This window comes from Mycobacterium xenopi (assembly GCF_009936235.1).
GTDB classification, from domain to species: Bacteria; Actinomycetota; Actinomycetes; order Mycobacteriales; family Mycobacteriaceae; genus Mycobacterium; species Mycobacterium xenopi.
Map to the genome: position 1 here is coordinate 3,938,555 of NZ_AP022314.1, position 16,573 is coordinate 3,955,127.

The following is a 16,573-nucleotide window of genomic DNA, read 5'->3' on the forward strand; positions in this document are numbered from 1 at the left end:
CCAGATCAGGAAGCACACCGGTCACACGAAACGAGGTGTGCATCAAACCCGGGATGGTTCATACCATGATACCAATTGGGCTGACGAACCTTTCCAGAACGGCTGTGAGGGTGGGCTTGCGCCTGGTGTTTTGACAAGTGCGCGAACGACTATGGCAACGGCCGTAGGTGGAATCCACTGGGCTGGTGTGGAAACCGCGCATCGCTGGGCCGGGTGGATGAACGGCGCGGTGGAAGCCGGTGAGCGCGCTGCCGCCGAGATATTGACTGCGACGAGATCCGGTTGAGCCGCGCGCTCGTGCTATCGTCACTGCCCTGCTTGTGGCAGCTCGTCGGCCGCGATCTCACATGGCGTCGACCCTTCCGGCGGTGGTGCCAGCGGTGGCGTGGGTAGGGGCGCCGGTTGGCCGGGCGGCAATTCTTCGGCGGGCGGCGGGTCGCTCGGCGGGGGAGTGACTTCTTCGGCCCCGGTACCTGCGGCGGCATTGTCCTGCAGGGTGTCAGCGCCCGTATCGGGTGTGGGGTCGACGTTCTCGGCCTCGTCGCTGTTTTCGTCGCCGGCCTGGTCCGTGTTTTGGTCGTCCGGCTCGTCGGGGCTGTCCGGCTCGCCGGGCTCCTGATCCGCACGGTCGTCGGACTCGCCGAGTGCACTGCCGGGGTCGAGTGGATCATCGAGCGCCGAAGGTTCGCCGAGCCCGTCGGTCACCGAGCCCACCAGGCCCCCGATTGCGTCGATGATTCGCCCAGCGAGACCGACCAGGTCGCCGAGCCCGCCACCGCCGAGCCCGCCGCCACCGCCGAGCCCGCTGCCACCGCCGAAGCCGCCGAGGTCGCCGACGTCGCCGAGGCCGCCGGGGGGCAGGCTGGCGGCATCATCCAGCGGAGCGTCCAGCCGGGGCAATGGCGGCAGAGATGGCAGACCGTCGAGCGGGCTTGACGGAGCAGCAGGCGGCGGTGTTTCCGCCGCGAGATATGTTGGTATGCACGGCGATACATCGGGTTGGGGGCAAGCGGTGGTCTCGGGCGGCAAGACCTCGGTACGGCCCGATGGCCCTGCAGCGCAGGGCGTAAGGCCAACTGGTGCGGTCGGCACGGCTAACTCGCCGAGTGGTTGGGCGCTCAGGGCGAACTGACCCGAAGCCTCGAAGCGCGCCGCCGGCGCTGCCGTCAACGCATCGATGACCGCCTCGTACGCCGCCTCGACCGCAGCTGTCGTCGAGCGCATCGCGGTAAGCCAATCGATGCGAATGTCGTTGTCCACGTACGGCTTTACCTGCTGCTCGATCAACTCGCCGGCTATCGACTGGTCACCGCTACCGGTTGTGACCAGCGCTGCGGCCGACAGCCAGGCCGGCCGCTCGGTCAGCCGGCGATCGTCGATAGCAGTAGCCGCCGCAGCCTTGGCGTCCACCAGCTGCCGCAAATCGTCGCACAGCGCCGCGCATCGCTCGGCGGCCGCGTGAACAACACTGGCCAATACGGTTCCCGAGTCACAATGCCGTGCAAGGAAATCCATCGCAGAGACGGCTCCATCTCCAGCCCACACAGCAGCCAGCTCAGCGAGCAGGCGGCGCTGGATTGCCAGCGCCTCGTCGATCGCATGTACGGCTGCCCACAGCTTGGTGCAGTCGTCGTCAAGCACACGGAGATCCAGGCCGTCTTCGCTGTCGTACCAGTCAAAGACTTGGCAACTGTGCGCCGTCAGGTCGGGATGCTGATAACCCAGAACGTGGCAGGCCCACACATAGTTTTGGGTGTGCTGCACCGCGGGCCGGCCCTCAGCCAGCCGCGCCGTCACATCGAAGCGGCCCACCGGGTCAACCGATGTGCGCCGCCGCCCGCAGTTCGGCGTCGGCGTAGCGGGCGGTGGTGGCGCGCAGCGCAGCGGCGATCGCAACCGTCGCGTGCGACCACTGGGACAACTCGGCCGACAAATGATCCAGCGCGCTGCGCAGCGCGTCGCCCCTGGGTTTGTGCGCGCGTCCCGCGGTGGCGCCCGAAAAGCCCAACCCACTTAGGTGGCTACGCGCGGTGTCGATGACCTCTGCGGCGTCGTCCAACCGGCTAGCCACGGACCGCAGCGCTGCAACATCAATGTAGGCATCTCTCATATCAGCTACGACGCGGCGCCAACGACAGTGGTTCCGCGCAGCGTCAGGCGTTCACGGACTCGGCCACGCGCAAAGCGAGCCGGTGAGCGACCTCCTGGTCGGCGGCCTCCACCATGACGCGGATCAACTGCTCAGTTCCGGAGGGGCGCAACAGGATTCGTCCGGTGTCGCCCAGTTCGGCTTCTGCCTGGCGTACCGCGTCCTGCACCCGTGGCGCCGCCACCGCAGCCGCCTTGTCAGCGACCTCGACGTTGATCAACACCTGCGGCAAGGACTGCATCGCCGACGCCAGCGTGGCCAGCGACCAACCGGTCTGGGCCATGCGCGACATCAGCCGCAGGCCGGTGAGGATGCCGTCCCCGGTGGTGGCCAGCGCCGGCATGACGATATGGCCGGATTGCTCACCCCCAAGGCTGTAATGACCAAGCCGCAATTCCTCAAGCACGTAACGGTCACCGACGCCGGTGGTGCGGACGGTGACGCCGGCCGCGCGCATCGCCAGATGCAACCCGAGGTTGCTCATCACCGTGGTGACCAAGGTGTTGTCGGCCAGTTCGCCAGCTTCCTGCATTGCCAGCGCCAACACCACCATGATGTGGTCGCCGTCGACCACCTCGCCGTTGGCGTCGACTGCTAGGCACCGGTCGGCGTCGCCGTCGTGCGCGAGGCCCAAGTCTGCGCCATGAGCGAGCACCGCCGAACGTAGCGAATCCAGATGTGTCGACCCGCAACCGTCGTTGATGTTGAGCCCGTCGGGTTCGGCGTTGATCGCGACGACATGCGCGCCGCCGCCCGGTAAGCGCGCGGCGCGGCCACCGAGGCTGCCCCGTGCGCGCAGTCGACCACCACGGTGAGCCCATCAAGCCGGACAGTGCCGGCCTTGCCCAGGTGACGCAGATAGCGCTCCAGCGCGTCGCCAGCGTCGACGACGCGCCCGATGCCCGCGCCGACCGGGCGCAGCCCCGGCCCGGCCGCGACCAGTTCTTCGATCTGATCTTCGGTGGCGTCGTCGAGTTTGTGGCCGCCCGGCCCGAAGATCTTGATCCCATTGTCGGGCATCGGGTTGTGCGACGCCGAGATCATCACCCCGAAGTCGGCGTCGTAGGCGCCGGCCAGATACGCAACCGCCGGTGTGGGCAGCACCCCGGCCCGCAGCGCGTCGACACCCTCGCTGGTCAGGCCGGCGATCACCGCGGCTTCCAGCATCTCGCCGCTGGCCCGCGGGTCTCGGCCGACCACGGCGACCGGGCGGCGGCCCGTGCCCGTGCTGGTGAGCCGCCGGGCCGCCGCAGCGCCCAGGGCCAGCGCCAGCTCGGCGGTCAACTCGCGATTGGCGACCCCGCGGACGCCGTCGGTGCCGAACAGTCGACCCATGCGGACAAACCTCTCACAGTTGACGGTCAAGTACCCGCGGGACGGGAGAATCACCCGTTCCGGCGCCCAACCGGTACCGGTCCGTGATCGATCAGCGCTTGCTGTACTGCGGGGCCTTGCGGGCCTTCTTCAGACCGTACTTCTTGCGTTCGGTGGATCGCGGGTCGCGGGTGAGGAAACCGGCCTTCTTCAGCACGGGCCGGTCGTCGGGGAAGGCCACGATCAGAGCCCGGGCGATGGCCAGGCGCAGCGCACCGGCCTGACCGGACGGACCACCACCGTCCAGGTGGGCATAGATGTCGAAGCTGTTGAGCCGGTCGACGGTCACCAGCGGAGCCTTGATCAGCTGCTGGTGCACCTTGTTGGGGAAGTAGTCCTCCAGGCTGCGGCCGTCGAGGTCGAACTGGCCAGTGCCAGGCACAAGCCGCACCCGCGCAACAGCCTCCTTGCGGCGACCCACCGTCTGGATGGGACGTTCGAAGACGAACGGCGCTTGCGTTTCCGGCTGCTGTGTCGCGGCAGGCGCCGCGGTCTCGGCCGCCGCGGTATCGGCGGTGTCGGTCTCTGCGGTCTCAGTCATCAACGCCGCTCCTCCTCATCGCTGCGCTCTGCATCGTCGCCGGCTGCAGTTCCATGGCGCCGCTCCTCCTCATCGCTGCGCTCTGCATCGTCGCCGGCTGCAGTTCCATGGCGCCGCTCCTCCTCATCGCTGCGCTCTGCATCGTCGCCGGCTGCAGTTCCATGGCGCCGCTCCTCCTCATCGCTGCGCTCTGCATCGTCGCCGGCTGCAGTTCCATGGCGCCGCTCCTCCTCATCGCTGCGCTCTGCATCGTCGCCGGCGCGGTCACTGCGCCACCTGCTTGATCTGGTACGGGATCGGCTGCTGAGCGGCGTGGGGATGGTCCGGGCCGGCGTAGACGCGCAGCTTGCGCCTGATCTGTCGGCCCAGCTTGTTTTTGGGCAGCATGCCGACAATCGCCTTCTCGACGACGCGATCGGGGTGTCTTTGCATCAGGTCGCCCAGCATGCGCTTATGCAGACCACCGGGATAACCCGAGTGGCGGTAGACCGGCTTGTTCTGCAGTTTGTTGCCGCTGACGGCGACCTTGTCGGCGTTGACGACGATGACGAAATCGCCGCCATCGACGTTGGGAGTGAACGTCGGCTTGTGCTTGCCGCGCAGCAGCGTGGCTGCTGCGGCGGCGAGGCGGCCGAGCACCACGCCCGTGGCGTCGATGACATACCACGTCCGCGTGGTGTCACCCGCCTTCGGCACGTATGTAGGCACAGCGCTTACCTTCTTCTCTCGGGTTGGATCCCGGTGCGAACCGGGGTGCCGGTCAGGCGTCGGCGGATCGGGGTGCTCTCGGCGACCGACATTGACCCGGGCCCCGGCAGACCGCACGCCAACTTTGCAGCTTACCGGCGGCTATCCGCGCAGGTCAAAACGCCGCTGCCGGGGCGCCCCGCAGTGGGCATGACTGTGTGTCCCGACGGCTCCCCTCCATCGGGACAACACAGAGTCTGGTGATGAGCTGTCCGGCTCCTATCGCCTCCAGATGCTGGCCGCCTGGCGGTCAGCGCTCGCGACGTCGTCGGCGCCGTCGCGGACCGCGTTGCCGAGATCGATCAGGATCTCGTTGAGCGCGGTGGCCGCCTGCTGCCACTTCAGCTGTTCGACGCGGTAGGCGGCGGCGGCTTCACGGGTCCAGAGCTCGTGCAGCGGAGCAATCTGCGACCTCAGGTCCTCCAGCGCGGCGTTGAACCGGGCCGCCGTCGTGTGAATCTCCTGGCGAACGCTGTATTCGATTTCGGCAAAGTTATATGACAGTACCTGGTCCATCAGTGAGCGCCTGATTCAGAGGTTTCCGCCGATGGTGGCGATTCGGTGAGCATGGTTCTGACCCGCCTCGCGCAGCGTCGCCTCGTTGTACCGGATGCTTTCGGCGATGCCGTGCAAGGCGTGGTACAGCTTCATCGACTCGGTGTTCCAGCGTTCCACCACGTCTTTGAATCGGGTAGCCGCCAGCCCGCTCCACACCGACGGCGGCACGCAGCTGATACGCCCAATGAACGCCTGCAGCATCGCTCGGATCTCCTCGTTGCGCGCATCGGTCTTGGCAGCGACGGCATGCATCAGGCTGAAGTCGGTGTTGAGTGTGTTCGGTGTGCTCACATCATCTACGACTGCAGTGCCGCCGGTTCGGTTCCACGCAGTTCGGTATTTGGTCATCGCAGCGCGTGGGCCGACTGGACGGCCCGCTCGCACACGTCATGGATGGCGCCTGCGCTGTCGGTCCGGCTCTGGCACCCGATGCTGATCCGAACCGGGCCGTCAAGAAGCACCGTCCAGCGGATGTCGTGTCCGGCACGCACTTCCCGATACGTCACCGCGGGCCGCCCCGCGCTGGTTGCCGACGGGTTGAAATCGACGAACACGCCCGGCGGCTCAGCGCCGATAGCGCGTTTCAGCGACTCCGCGGCAACGGCGAGCGTTTCGCCGGCAACCGGTGATTGGGTCACGTGCAGCGCCACTTCGGAATCGGTCGGCGATGTGAGCTGCACGCGGGCCGAGCCGGGCCCGGCGACGACACGCTTGAGGGCCCAGTGCGCCGGCACGCTCAGCGCGACGCGGCCCTCCACCAGGAAGGTCGTTGAGGTTTCCTCGGGCGCGCTTACCCGATGACGTCCCCCGATGCTGAGGCCAAGTATCGCCGCTGCCGCTGCAACGACGAAAAGAGCTGTGCGCGCCGGTTTTTTGTTTCGCCCCACCGCCTGCGGCACCTCGGGTGTGTCGTCGTCACCGCGGGCGGGCGATGGCACCGCCGCGAACCGCCGCAGGCTCGCGTCATCGACGTGCACCACTGTCAGATCGTCGCGACCGCGCCGCAGGCGCTCAGCGATCATCGCGGCCAACGCGGCAGCTCCAGCGACGGTGCTCGGTGCGTCGAGCACCACAGCCGCCATCGGCGGGGCCGTTGCCGCGATGACGCGTGTCACTGCCTCGGCGACCGAGGCCGGCTGGCCGCGACGCGGTTCGGCACCGACCGTTGCGGCGATGATGACGACCATGCGGCTGGCGATCTCGACAATCACCGTGGTATGCGGTGGATTTGGTGATGCCCGGACCAGCAACGACGACCGCGGTCGCATCGTCACGCTGTCGGCCAGCTGTCCAGCGGCGGCCTTGATGACGTCAACTCGCGAGGTCGCCCACCACGACGGATGGACGACGGCGACCGAGCCCTGGCAGCCACCGAGCACAGACCGCAGCACCGTGTGCCACAGCGATTCGACGGTGACCGGCCGCTCGCCGACCACCACTACCTCGTCGTCTACGGCGTCCAGTGCGTCTGCCACCATCTCAGCATCGACATGTGTTGTCGCGCAATCCAATCGACGGATGGTTGCAGGACCTGTCTCGACAATTGCCGGACGTGTCACGGCGGTGGGCTCCACGAGACTTGCACCTGCTGTGGGCCACCGCGGGTGACCAGGATGCCGCGTCCGGGCGGCAGCGGCGCCGCGCGGACGGAGCCGAACAGTGGCCCGTCATCCGGATCGGCGCTCATCACCAGCCCCATGCAGCCCAACTCCCGCATCGTGGCGAGCAGAGGTTCGAACATGGCGCGCGTCAAACCCCCGCTGCGCCGCGCCACCACCAGGTGAAGGCCCAGATCCTTCGCATACGGCAAGTATTCGGCGATTCTTGTGAGTCCGTTGCCCGCGGCGGTGTTGGCGACCAGATCGTAATCGTCGACGACGAGATACAACTCTGGCCCAGACCACCATGACCTGGTACGCAATTCCTCTCGGGTGGCTTGCGGCGGGGGCATCCGCCGCTGCAGCACGGTGAGCAGTTCGGGCAGCAGGGCCTCCAGCGCGCTCGCCGAAATCGCATAGCCGGCAAGGTGGTCGGACTCGACGACACCGAGCAGGCTGCGCCGGAAATCGACGATGACCACCCGCGCCTGGGCGGCAGTCTTGGTCCGGCTTATCTCACGACACAACGTCCGCAAGGCGGAGGTTTTGCCGCATTCGCTGTCTCCGATGATCAGCAGATGCTGGTGATGGTCGAATTCGACTGGGCAGGGTGCTAATCGGCGCGCCTCTAGGCCCAGGAGAACACGGCCTCCGGATTCGTCACCGGCCCGCCGCAGTACGGAGTGATGCTCAACCAGCTCGGGCAGGAGCGGCACGGTGGGCGCGGCGGAATCGCCGTAGCACCGCCGCAGCATTTCTCCCGACTCCATGCAGGCCTGGGCAAGTCCTGCGGTCGATTCCACGCCGTCGAGCCGTGGCAGCGCGACCAGCATGTGCAAGCCCCCCGGCGTGATGCCGCGACCCGGCTTGTCGTTGGGCACCTGTTGCGCCTGCTTGCGATCCAGCTCGGAGTCTGCGGGATCGCCTAGGCGCAACTCGATCCGGGTACCGAGCTGATCCTTCAACGCCGGCCTGATCTCGGCCCAGCGTGACGCCGAGATCACCACGTGCACCCCGAACGACAAGCCTTGTGCAGCAACGGCCACAATCGCTGCTTCCAGGCCGGGGAAGCGTCGGCACATGCCGGCCCACCCGTCGACCACCAAGAAAACATCACCGAAGCGATCGGCGGCTACGCTTGTCTGTCGCTCGGCTCGCAGCCGTCGATACTGGGCCATCGAGTCGATCGAGTGCTCGCGGAAAAGAGCCTCACGCGATCGGATGATCGACTCCAGTTCGTCGATCATGCGCGCGACTAGCTCGGGTTGGGCTGTGCCGGCTAGGGCTCCCACGTGGGGCAGCGAATGCAGGAACGCCAGCGCACCACCGCCAAAGTCCAAGCAGTAGAACTGTACTCGCCGCGGATCATGGGTCGCGGCCAGTGCCATGACCAGTGTGCGCAAGGTCGTCGATTTGCCTGATTGAGGGGCACCGACCACGGCGACGTTGCCTGCCGCGGCGCGCAGGTCGACGCTCAACGGTGTTCGTCGCTGCTCGTACGGGCGGTCCACAATGCCGATGGGCACCGTGAGATCTGACGACACCCGTTCGCCAACGGTGAGCCCGGCGTCGCGCAGCACGTTGTCGAGCGGCGGCGCGGCCGCGAGCGGCGGCAGCCATATTTGGCGGGCGGCCGGGCCATACTTTGACAGCTCGTCAACCACGGCTTGCAGAACGGTGAGCCCGCACGTCTCTGTGCTGCGCTCGATTCGGGTCACCGCGACTGGCGCCATCGGCGTGGCAGTGAACTGCCGAACTACCGGCCCGGCCTGCTCGTCACCCGGGTCGGCGCGCGAAAGGCGTGTCGGACAGGGTCCGGAGACAAACGCCGTCTGGAATCGGACCGACTCGCCGTTTGCCGTCTGGAGAAATCCTGCGCCTGGCGTATTAGGCAACTCGAAAGCGTCCGGGCCGCCCAGCACGATGCGTGACTCGTTGGCGGAGAGGGTTTTCAGGCACACCCGGTACGACAGGTGGGATTCCAGCCCGCGCAGCCTGCCGTCGTCGAGCCGCTGACTGGCCAGCAACAGGTGCATGCCCAAGGAGCGGCCCAGACGGCCGATCGCCAGAAAAGTATCCGCGAAATCGGGGTGCTGGCTGAGCAGCTCGGAGAATTCATCGACGATGATGAACAATGCCGGAAGTGCGGGCAAGTCTGCGCCGTCGCGGCGGGCACGCGTGTAGGCATCGACGCTGACCAGGTTGCCTGCTGTCCTGAGCAATTGCTGACGCCGATTCATCTCACCGGCCAGCGCGTCACCCATGCGGGCAACAAGCGGCGCCTCATCGGAGAGGTTGGTGATGACGGCGGCGACGTGCGGGGCCCGCTCCAAACCGAGAAACGTTGCACCCCCTTTGAAGTCGATGAGAACGAGATTCAGCATATCCGGCGGGTGCCGGGTCATCATGCCCAGCGCGACGGTGCGTAGCAGCTCCGACTTGCCCGAGCCCGTTGCGCCGATGCACAGCCCATGCGGCCCCATGCCGTTTTCGGCAGCCTCCTTGATGTCGAGTTCAACCAATCTGCCGTCGAGGGTGGTTCCGAGTGGAACACGCAGGCGCTCACAGTGATTCAACTCAACCCACCGGGTCGGTGGGTGCAGCGCGGTGAGGTCGTCGATGTCGAGCAGGTCCTGCCAGCGCGTTCCACCTCTCCGCGCGCGGTCGCTGCTCGATCGGTGCACGCGGTGTGCGGCTAGCCGCTGGGCGCACACTACTGCCTCAACCGCAGCCAATTGGTCGGCCCGGACCGGCATTTCCTGACCATCGGCGTCGCGGAGCATGACGTCTGCGCCGTTCACCCGCAGGTTGACCGATCCGGCATGTCCGTCGCCGGCACCGGCCCCGAGTACCGCCAATCCGGTGGTTTCGGTGTCACTGACGATCACGACGACCACCGGATGGCTCGACAGCTCTCCGACGGCGGTCTCGACCTCAGCCCGGGTCCGATACGCCAGCCGGGCAGGCCCACCACCGTCGCCTGCCGTCGGATGTTGGTGGTGCGGCAGCCATTTGAGCCACTCCCAGTAACGCCAATTGTGATCACTGATCGCGGCCGCGATCAGCAGGTGGTCGGGCGCATGCATCACGGCCAGCTGGCAGATCATCGCGCGCATCAGTCCTCGCGTACGACCAGGGTCCCCTCTGATGGTCACGGTATCCAGGCCGCGCAACTCGATCGCGACCGGAGCATCCGCGATCGTTGCGTGGGTATGCAAGAAGCGTCGCAACGCGGTCGCGGTGACGGGATCGCTCCGCTCGGCCACCGCCGCCTCGGGCGCCACCAATGGGCGGGCAAACGGCCGGGGTCCGGTGCCGATCCGGACGAGACAGAAGTCCGAGTCGCCAGGACGCCGCTCCCACATCCGCGCGCCGCCGACCAGCGTCCACAGCGAAGCGGGATCGGGATGACACCACATCAGCGACAAATACTGCGCTGCGGCTGTTTTGGCTACCAAGCTGCGTAGTTCAGTCAAGTACTTGAGGTAATCCGCACGGTCGCCGTCCAGCTCGGCGACACGCTGGTCGGTGCGCACGGCCGTAGCGGTGACGATCACCGATACGAGGATCATCGCGGGGAAGACCAGCAACATCGGATTACGCCCGGGCGGACGCGAACCGAATACCGCCATCATCGCGGCGGTGGCGGCAGCCATCACCACGGGTAACAGGCGGACCAGCAGGCTATTTCGTGCTGGGGCGGCAACCGCCGGCGGCGGCGCAACCGCGATCTGCTCGGTCGAGTAGGTCGGCGGTGCCCACCGCGGCGCCGGCGCAAAGGCCGTCGTGCTTGTGGTGTCGTGCTGACTCATCGCCGACCCTTCCCCGCCGAGTGGCCCACACCGTATGCGGCGCCCCAACCCCCGGCAAGTCAGCTGTGGATGACTGAACGCATCGCCGCGGCTAACGCATTACCGTCCCGGCTCGACGGACGACCCGCGAAGCGAAGGGAATGTGGTGTCGGAGGCCAGCCTGTGCCGGGTTTCGGTGCACCTGGACGGCGTCAACGTCGACCTGGCGTTGCCGGCGGCTCAGCCCATCGCGACGCTGATACCGCCGATCGTGGACATGGTGGGAGCCTCGGATGACGGTCACAGCCCGACGACCGCAGTCCGCTACCAGCTTTCCCGCGTGGGCGGACCGGTGATGAGCTCGTCGAAGACGTTGGCCCAGTGCGGCATTCGGGACGGGACCGTGCTTGTCCTGACACGTTCGGCGGCCGAGCTCCCGCCGCCACGGTTCGACGATGCGGCGCAGGCGGCAGCGTGCACACTCACCGAGGCGGCGCGGTCGTGGACACGGCAAGCGAGTCGGCTCAGCGCTGCCCTGACCGCTGGCTGGCTGGCCGGCATCGGCGCGCTTGCACTGGTCCACACCGCGTTGACCACCGACGACGCCCAGCGCAGCCGTATCGCGGCCGGTGTTGCGGCGCTCGTCGGTTGCGCCGCCCTGCTGGCGGCGGCGATCGCCAGCCGTGTGTACCGAGATCGCATCGCCGCACTGACACTCGGTCTCATATCAACCGGATTTGCGGCCGCGGCAGGGCTATTGGCAGTGCCCAGCGGACCAGCTGCACCAAACCTGCTGCTCGCCGCGGCGGCGGCGGCCGCTGCCGCGGGGCTGGCGCTACGGCTAACCGGATGCGGCATCGTAACGTTCACCGCCGCCGCGTGCTGCGCCGTCAGCTGCGCGGTGGCCGCACTGGCGGGTGTGATCACGGCAGCGCCTCGGCCCGCGATCGCAGCCGCGTTTGCCGTGGCATCGCTGGCATTGCTCGAGCTGTCCCCGCGGCTATCGATCGCGGTGACGGGGTTATCCCCGCGTCTGCCCGCGCACGACGACGACGGCGCCAGCGGCGCGGCACCGGATCGGCTCTCGGACAGAGCGATCCGCGCCAACGGCTGGTTGACCAGCCTGGTCGCCGCGTTGTCGGTGTCGGCGGCGACAGGTGCGGTGATCGCGGTACACGATGTCGGCGAAATGCCCGTAGCCCGCATCGCGTTCGCCGCGCTAACCGCCGCGGTATTGCTGTCGCGGGCCCGCTCCGATGTCGACCTGGTCCGAACACTGATACTCGTTGTCAATGGAATCGCCGCGCTCACCGCAGCTTTCGTTGCTGCCGCCGCTGCCGCACCGCGGCTGGGCTGGATCACCGCAACCACCGCGATGCTGATCGCCGCCGCGTTGTACCTCGGCTTCGTCGCGCCGTCAGTAACTGTCTCACCCGTCGCGCGACGCAGCGTAGAAGTGGTGGAGCATCTCACGCTGACCGCGATCGTGCCACTGGCCTGCTGGTTGTGCGGGCTGTATAGCGCCGTGCGTGGCCTGAGCCTGCCATGAGTGCACGCGCGCAACGCATCGCGGTTCTTGTGGCGCTCGTCGCACTTTGCCCATGCGCGGCATCACCGGTCTACGCGGTCTCGCCGGCCCCGATCGACCACAGTCGGCTGCCCGATGCCGCGCCGCCGGCGCCGCCGCGGCCCACTGTGCAGCGCGAGCTGTGCACTGTGCCGGCAGCAGACCCTCGCCTCGGTAGCGTGGACAAGTCCAATCAGCTTGCGGGCCTTGACTTACCGCAGGCCTGGAAGCTCACGCGTGGATCCGGGCAGCGGGTTGCGGTCATCGACACCGGCGTCTCGCCGCACCACCGGTTACCCGACCTGGTGGCCGGCGGTGACTACGTGTTCACCGGTGACGGCGCCCAGGATTGCGACGGGCACGGCACCATCGTCGCGGGCATCATCGCGGCGCGACCAGATCCCAACGGTCGCGACCAGTTCAGCGGTGTCGCACCGGAATCCACGGTGATCAGCATCCGCCAGTCCAGCATCAAATACGGTCCGGTGGCTGACCGCTCCAGCATCGGCGTCGGCGACGTGGACACCATGGCCAGGGCGGTGCGGACCGCCGCCGACTTGGGCGCCTCGGTGATCAACATTTCCTCGGTCGCCTGCATGCCGGCCGGGACGCCGCTCGACGATCGGGCGTTGGGGGCGGCGCTGGCTTACGCGGTCGACGTGAAGAACGCCGTGGTGGTCGCCGCAGCGGGAAACACCGGCAGCACAGGGCAATGCCCCGCCCAGCCGGCCCAACCGACCTGGGACACCGTCACGGTCGCGGTCAGTCCGGCCTGGTACGACGAGTATGTCCTGACAGTGGGCTCGGTGAACGCGCACGGTGCGCCGTCGGCCTTCAGCCTGGCCGGCCCGTGGGTCGATGTTGCAGCCCCGGGTGAAGCGGTGACATCACTTGGCACTGTCGGTGACGGGGTGGTGAATTGCGTTGCCGCGCAGAACGGCCCGATGCCGCTATCCGGTACTAGCTACTCCGCCCCGGTAGTCAGCGGGTTGGCGGCACTGATCCGAGCGCGCTTCCCGGCGCTGACCGCACGACAGGTCGTCAAGCGCATCGAGGCTACCGCACATCACCCGCCCGGCGGCTGGAACCCGTTGGTGGGCAACGGGGTTATCGACGTGGTAGCAGCGGTCAGCACCGATGCACCGCCGACTACCACCACGAGCAGGCCGCGAGAGCCGTCGGCCACGATTTCGCCGCCGGCTGCGTCGCCGCGACCGAATCGGGCCGCCAAAGGCATTGCGCTCACCGGCGCGACCATCTGCTTTTTGTGCTTGCCGCGGCGGTCAGCACCGGCGCCGTGGCGGCGCGGCTACCGCGGCCGCGGACCCAGTCGGGCGCGTCCTCGGGTGGCCACGACGACGTCACCCGCGACTGAGGCGTTTTCTCGACTGAGCTTCGGCGTTGAGGACCAGGTACAGCTTGCCCCCACCTGCATGTCAAGCGCGCCGCAGCACTGGCCCATCATGGTCGACGCATCGCCTGGCGCTGGCTGCGGCCGCAGGAGCGCAAGACCCGCGCATGCGGCCGCGATGATGGCCGCCAGCAGGCAGCCAAGCGCCAGCCATGCGGCGCGCGTGCGCACGGGTTCGTCGACCGCGCACAGGGTCCGTCGCAGCAGTGCGCACTCCAAGCGGCGCAGCAGAAATCGATATCCGCTGACGTGCAGCCGCGTTGTCGGTTGCCATGCCATGTGGATCTCCCCGGGCCTCGGTTCCCCAGCACGATAGGCAAAGCCGGGCGGCGGCCGTCCCGTCGATCCACAATGCGGCCTTCGAGCGGCTCGAGCAGCCGCGGTTGCAGCCACCCGGTAGCATCTTCCCGTGCACAACCACGACTTATCTCCGCACGCCCATGGGCGGTCGGCCGTTCGCTGGGCCGGGCTTGGCACCGGTGCCGTCCTGGCGGCCGGTGTCATGCTGTTCGCCCCGGTTCCGCGCATGATGCCCTCGGCCGCCGCGGTGGATTGCCCGGACGTTGAAGTGATCTTCGCCCGCGGCACCAGTGAGCCGCCCGGGGTCGGGCGGGTTGGCCAGGCGCTGGTCGATTCGCTGCGCCAGCAGACCGGGTTGAACGTCGACGCCTACGGCGTGAAGTATCCCGCCGGCAAGCTCCAACTGGGCGGCGGCGACGGCGCCAACGACACCATTTCGCGGGTCAAGGACGTGGTGCAAGCGTGCCCGAACACCAAGATCGTGTTGGGCGGGTACTCGCAGGGTGCGTCGGTGATGGACATCGTGGCCGGAGTGCCGGTGGGTGGCGTCACCTGGGGCAGTTCGCTGCCGCCGCAGTACGTCGACAACATCGCGGCGCTCGCCACTTTCGGCAATATCGCCGACCGATCGGGCAGCCCGATCTCCAGCCAGAGCCAGCTTTTGGGATCCAAGGCCATCGACCTGTGCAACCCCGGCGACCCGATCTGCCACGCGGGCCCCGGCAACGAGTGGAGCGATCACACCGACGGCTACGTGCCCACGTACACCACCCAGGCGGCGACGTTCATCGCCGCAAAGCTGCTCACCGCTGGAGCGAGCTCGGTGCCCGGGCCGAGCACGCTGCCCGGCCCGGCCTCGCCGCTGGGACCGGGTTCGGCCGTGGGATCCAACGTCTCGTCGACTGGCGCCCGGTAACGCGTGGGTCGGCGTGTCCGATAGATCGGGCATGAGTTTTCGTCCGGCCTCGGGGTTGCTTGGGCTGCTGACGGCAGCCGCATTGGCAATCCCGCCGTTCGCACTCATACCGCCAGCTCACGCCGCATCCTGCCCGGATGTTCAGGTGGTGTTTGCGCGCGGCCGTCTCGAGCCGGCCGGCACCGGCCAGATCGGCACCGCGTTGGTCAGCGCACTGCGGTCGCGGGTGTCCGGCAAGAACATCGGCGTCTATCCGGTCAACTATGCAGCGAATGCGGATGTGGTCCGCGGTGCCAACGACATGAGCGGCCACATCCAATACATGGCCAACACCTGCCCTGACACCCGGCTGGTGCTGGGCGGTTACTCGCTGGGCGCTGCCGTCACCGACGTGGTGCTCGCGGCGCCCGGTCCGATGCTGGGGTTCACCAATCCCCTCCCGCCCGGCGCCGACGAGCACATCGCCGCGGTCGCCTTGTTCGGCAACGGCACTCAATGGGTGGGGCCGATCACCACCTTCAACCCGATCTACAACGACCGGACCATTGAGCTGTGTCACGGCGCCGACCCGGTCTGCAACCCGGCCGACCCGAAAACCTGGTCGAATAACTGGCCTGAGCATCTGGCTCCGGCCTACATCAAAGCCGGAATGGTTGATCAGGCAGCGGATTTCGTCGCCGGAAAACTCTAGCCATGCCGGCGCCGACCGGGGTGCCGGGCCACCCCGCGCTTGCGCTCGCCGCTAGCCCAGCTCGTCCGGATCACGCAGATCGCGCGTGACCAGCATGCGCGCCTCGAGTTCGTCGTCGGACGGATAGTCCACTCCCACCAGCGTCAAACCCCGAGCCGGAGCGGCAGTGAAATCGCTCGAACGGCGCGTCGCTGTCAGCAGCTCGCGGCACCAGGCGGTGCTGCGCCGGTGCTCACCGACAGCCAACAGCGCCCCGACCAGAGAACGCACCATCGACCAACAGAAGGCGTCAGCGGTGACATGCGCGGTGATCAGATGCCCGTCGCGTGACCAGTCCAACCGCTGCAAGTCACGGATGGTGGTGGCACCGACGCGATGGCGGCAGAATGCGGCGAAGTCGTGCAGCCCTACCAACTCGCGCGACGCTGCGGCCATGACGTCGATGTCCAGCTCACGCGGCCAGACCGTGACATATCGAGCTTGCTGCGGCTCCGCCCCGTAGGGTGCCGTCGACAACCGGTAGACGTAGTGACGCCGCAGCGCCGAGAACCTCGCGTCGAATCCCTTTGGCGCGCGGCGGATATCGCGGACCCGCACGTCGGTGGGCAGGAACCGGCCAAGACGCCGCACCAGCGGCAAGAATTCGGGTTCGCTGCGCCGCGGCGAGCGCGGGTAGGCATGGGGCAACGCCTCGACCGGGACATCGACATGGGCTACCTGTCCGGTGGCGTGCACACCGGTGTCGGTCCGCCCGGCCCCGCGCAGCCGTACCGGCGTCCGGAACACCGTCGACAGGGTCTCGTCGAGCACGCCGGCAACGGTGCGTTGGCCCGCTTGCACCGCCCAGCCAGCGAAATCAGTTCCGTCGTAGGCAATATCGAGCCGAAGACGAACGGGCCCGCCACCGTCACCGATGGCGGGCATGTTCAT

The 16,573-nt window shown here is 67.7% G+C and carries 14 protein-coding genes and 3 pseudogenes; 5 read left to right on the forward strand and 12 right to left on the reverse strand.

From position 1 onward, the window contains the following. Positions 1-37: 37 nt before the first annotated feature. The gene (locus MYXE_RS18700; protein ID WP_161552120.1) at positions 38-286 is read left to right on the forward strand and encodes an FAD-dependent oxidoreductase; all 249 of its coding nucleotides are present in this window, start codon (positions 38-40) and stop codon (positions 284-286) included. Positions 287-306: 20 nt separating this feature from the next. Here MYXE_RS18700 and MYXE_RS18705 read toward each other — a convergent pair whose 3' ends face one another. From MYXE_RS18705 to eccCa, 10 genes and pseudogenes are all read right to left on the reverse strand, one after another. Then, the gene (locus tag MYXE_RS18705) at positions 307-1,812 is read right to left on the reverse strand and encodes a hypothetical protein (RefSeq protein WP_085195571.1); all 1,506 of its coding nucleotides are present in this window, start codon (positions 1,810-1,812) and stop codon (positions 307-309) included. Between the two features lie 4 nt (positions 1,813-1,816). Continuing rightward, entirely contained in the window at positions 1,817-2,071 is a 255-nt protein-coding gene (locus tag MYXE_RS18710) for a type VII secretion target (protein ID WP_415624433.1), read from the reverse strand. Positions 2,072-2,153: 82 nt separating this feature from the next. Further along, positions 2,154-3,484: pseudogene (gene glmM / locus MYXE_RS18715) on the reverse strand (phosphoglucosamine mutase). Between the two features lie 91 nt (positions 3,485-3,575). After that, positions 3,576-4,064, reverse strand: a complete 489-nt coding sequence (rpsI, locus tag MYXE_RS18720; RefSeq protein ID WP_003919270.1) for a 30S ribosomal protein S9 — start codon at positions 4,062-4,064, stop codon at positions 3,576-3,578. Positions 4,065-4,185: 121 nt separating this feature from the next. Then, positions 4,186-4,332: pseudogene (locus MYXE_RS25365) on the reverse strand (hypothetical protein); the annotation flags it as partial. Continuing rightward, entirely contained in the window at positions 4,329-4,772 is a 444-nt protein-coding gene (rplM, locus tag MYXE_RS18730) for a 50S ribosomal protein L13 (protein WP_003919273.1), read from the reverse strand. The gene rplM and the pseudogene MYXE_RS25365, both read right to left, overlap by 4 nt. A 258-nt stretch (positions 4,773-5,030) precedes the next feature. Then, entirely contained in the window at positions 5,031-5,327 is a 297-nt protein-coding gene (locus MYXE_RS18735; protein ID WP_003919274.1) for a WXG100 family type VII secretion target, read from the reverse strand. 15 nt (positions 5,328-5,342) lie between these two features. After that, a complete protein-coding gene (locus MYXE_RS18740; protein WP_038430931.1) occupies positions 5,343-5,660 on the reverse strand; it encodes a WXG100 family type VII secretion target in 318 nt (105 codons plus the stop codon). A gap of 53 nt (positions 5,661-5,713) precedes the next feature. Next, the gene (locus MYXE_RS18745; protein WP_415624434.1) at positions 5,714-6,943 is read right to left on the reverse strand and encodes a type VII secretion-associated protein; all 1,230 of its coding nucleotides are present in this window, start codon (positions 6,941-6,943) and stop codon (positions 5,714-5,716) included. After that, positions 6,925-10,779 carry a type VII secretion protein EccCa gene (gene eccCa / locus MYXE_RS18750; protein WP_232061651.1) on the reverse strand — a complete coding sequence of 1,285 codons (3,855 nt, stop codon included), beginning with the start codon at positions 10,777-10,779 and terminating at the stop codon, positions 6,925-6,927. The genes MYXE_RS18745 and eccCa overlap by 19 nt, the downstream gene beginning before the upstream one ends. A gap of 145 nt (positions 10,780-10,924) precedes the next feature. On the opposite strand from eccCa, the gene eccD reads away from it, so the two are divergent. Next, the gene (gene eccD / locus MYXE_RS18755; RefSeq protein ID WP_232061652.1) at positions 10,925-12,307 is read left to right on the forward strand and encodes a type VII secretion integral membrane protein EccD; all 1,383 of its coding nucleotides are present in this window, start codon (positions 10,925-10,927) and stop codon (positions 12,305-12,307) included. Continuing rightward, a pseudogene (gene mycP / locus MYXE_RS18760) lies at positions 12,304-13,644 on the forward strand (type VII secretion-associated serine protease mycosin); the annotation flags it as partial. The gene eccD and the pseudogene mycP, both read left to right, overlap by 4 nt. Here the strand turns inward: mycP and MYXE_RS25370 are convergent. Beyond that, positions 13,635-14,264, reverse strand: coding sequence for a type VII secretion protein EccB (locus tag MYXE_RS25370; RefSeq protein WP_112650082.1), 630 nt, complete (start codon positions 14,262-14,264; stop codon positions 13,635-13,637). The pseudogene mycP and the gene MYXE_RS25370 sit on opposite strands and share 10 nt — an antisense overlap. Between MYXE_RS25370 and MYXE_RS18770 the strand changes: the two genes are divergently transcribed. Beyond that, positions 14,239-14,952 carry a cutinase family protein gene (locus MYXE_RS18770; RefSeq protein WP_050947632.1) on the forward strand — a complete coding sequence of 238 codons (714 nt, stop codon included), beginning with the start codon at positions 14,239-14,241 and terminating at the stop codon, positions 14,950-14,952. The genes MYXE_RS25370 and MYXE_RS18770 overlap by 26 nt on opposite strands. A gap of 31 nt (positions 14,953-14,983) precedes the next feature. Then, the gene (locus tag MYXE_RS18775; protein WP_003919286.1) at positions 14,984-15,643 is read left to right on the forward strand and encodes a cutinase family protein; all 660 of its coding nucleotides are present in this window, start codon (positions 14,984-14,986) and stop codon (positions 15,641-15,643) included. 51 nt (positions 15,644-15,694) lie between these two features. Here MYXE_RS18775 and truA read toward each other — a convergent pair whose 3' ends face one another. Continuing rightward, positions 15,695-16,573: a tRNA pseudouridine(38-40) synthase TruA gene (gene truA, locus MYXE_RS18780; protein WP_003919287.1), complete on the reverse strand. Its 879-nt coding sequence runs from the start codon at positions 16,571-16,573 to the stop codon at positions 15,695-15,697.

Coding starts and splice junctions, on each gene's coding strand:
- truA (WP_003919287.1), bottom strand. CDS start 16,573: ATGAACATGCCCGCCATCGGTGACGGTGGCGGGCCCGTTCGTCTTCGG.
- MYXE_RS18735 (WP_003919274.1), bottom strand. CDS start 5,327: ATGGACCAGGTACTGTCATATAACTTTGCCGAAATCGAATACAGCGTT.
- MYXE_RS18775 (WP_003919286.1), top strand. CDS start 14,984: ATGAGTTTTCGTCCGGCCTCGGGGTTGCTTGGGCTGCTGACGGCAGCC.
- rpsI (WP_003919270.1), bottom strand. CDS start 4,064: ATGACTGAGACCGCAGAGACCGACACCGCCGATACCGCGGCGGCCGAG.
- MYXE_RS25370 (WP_112650082.1), bottom strand. CDS start 14,264: ATGCGCGGAACCGGGGCGAACAGCATGACACCGGCCGCCAGGACGGCA.
- eccCa (WP_232061651.1), bottom strand. CDS start 10,779: ATGAGTCAGCACGACACCACAAGCACGACGGCCTTTGCGCCGGCGCCG.
- MYXE_RS18770 (WP_050947632.1), top strand. CDS start 14,239: ATGCTGTTCGCCCCGGTTCCGCGCATGATGCCCTCGGCCGCCGCGGTG.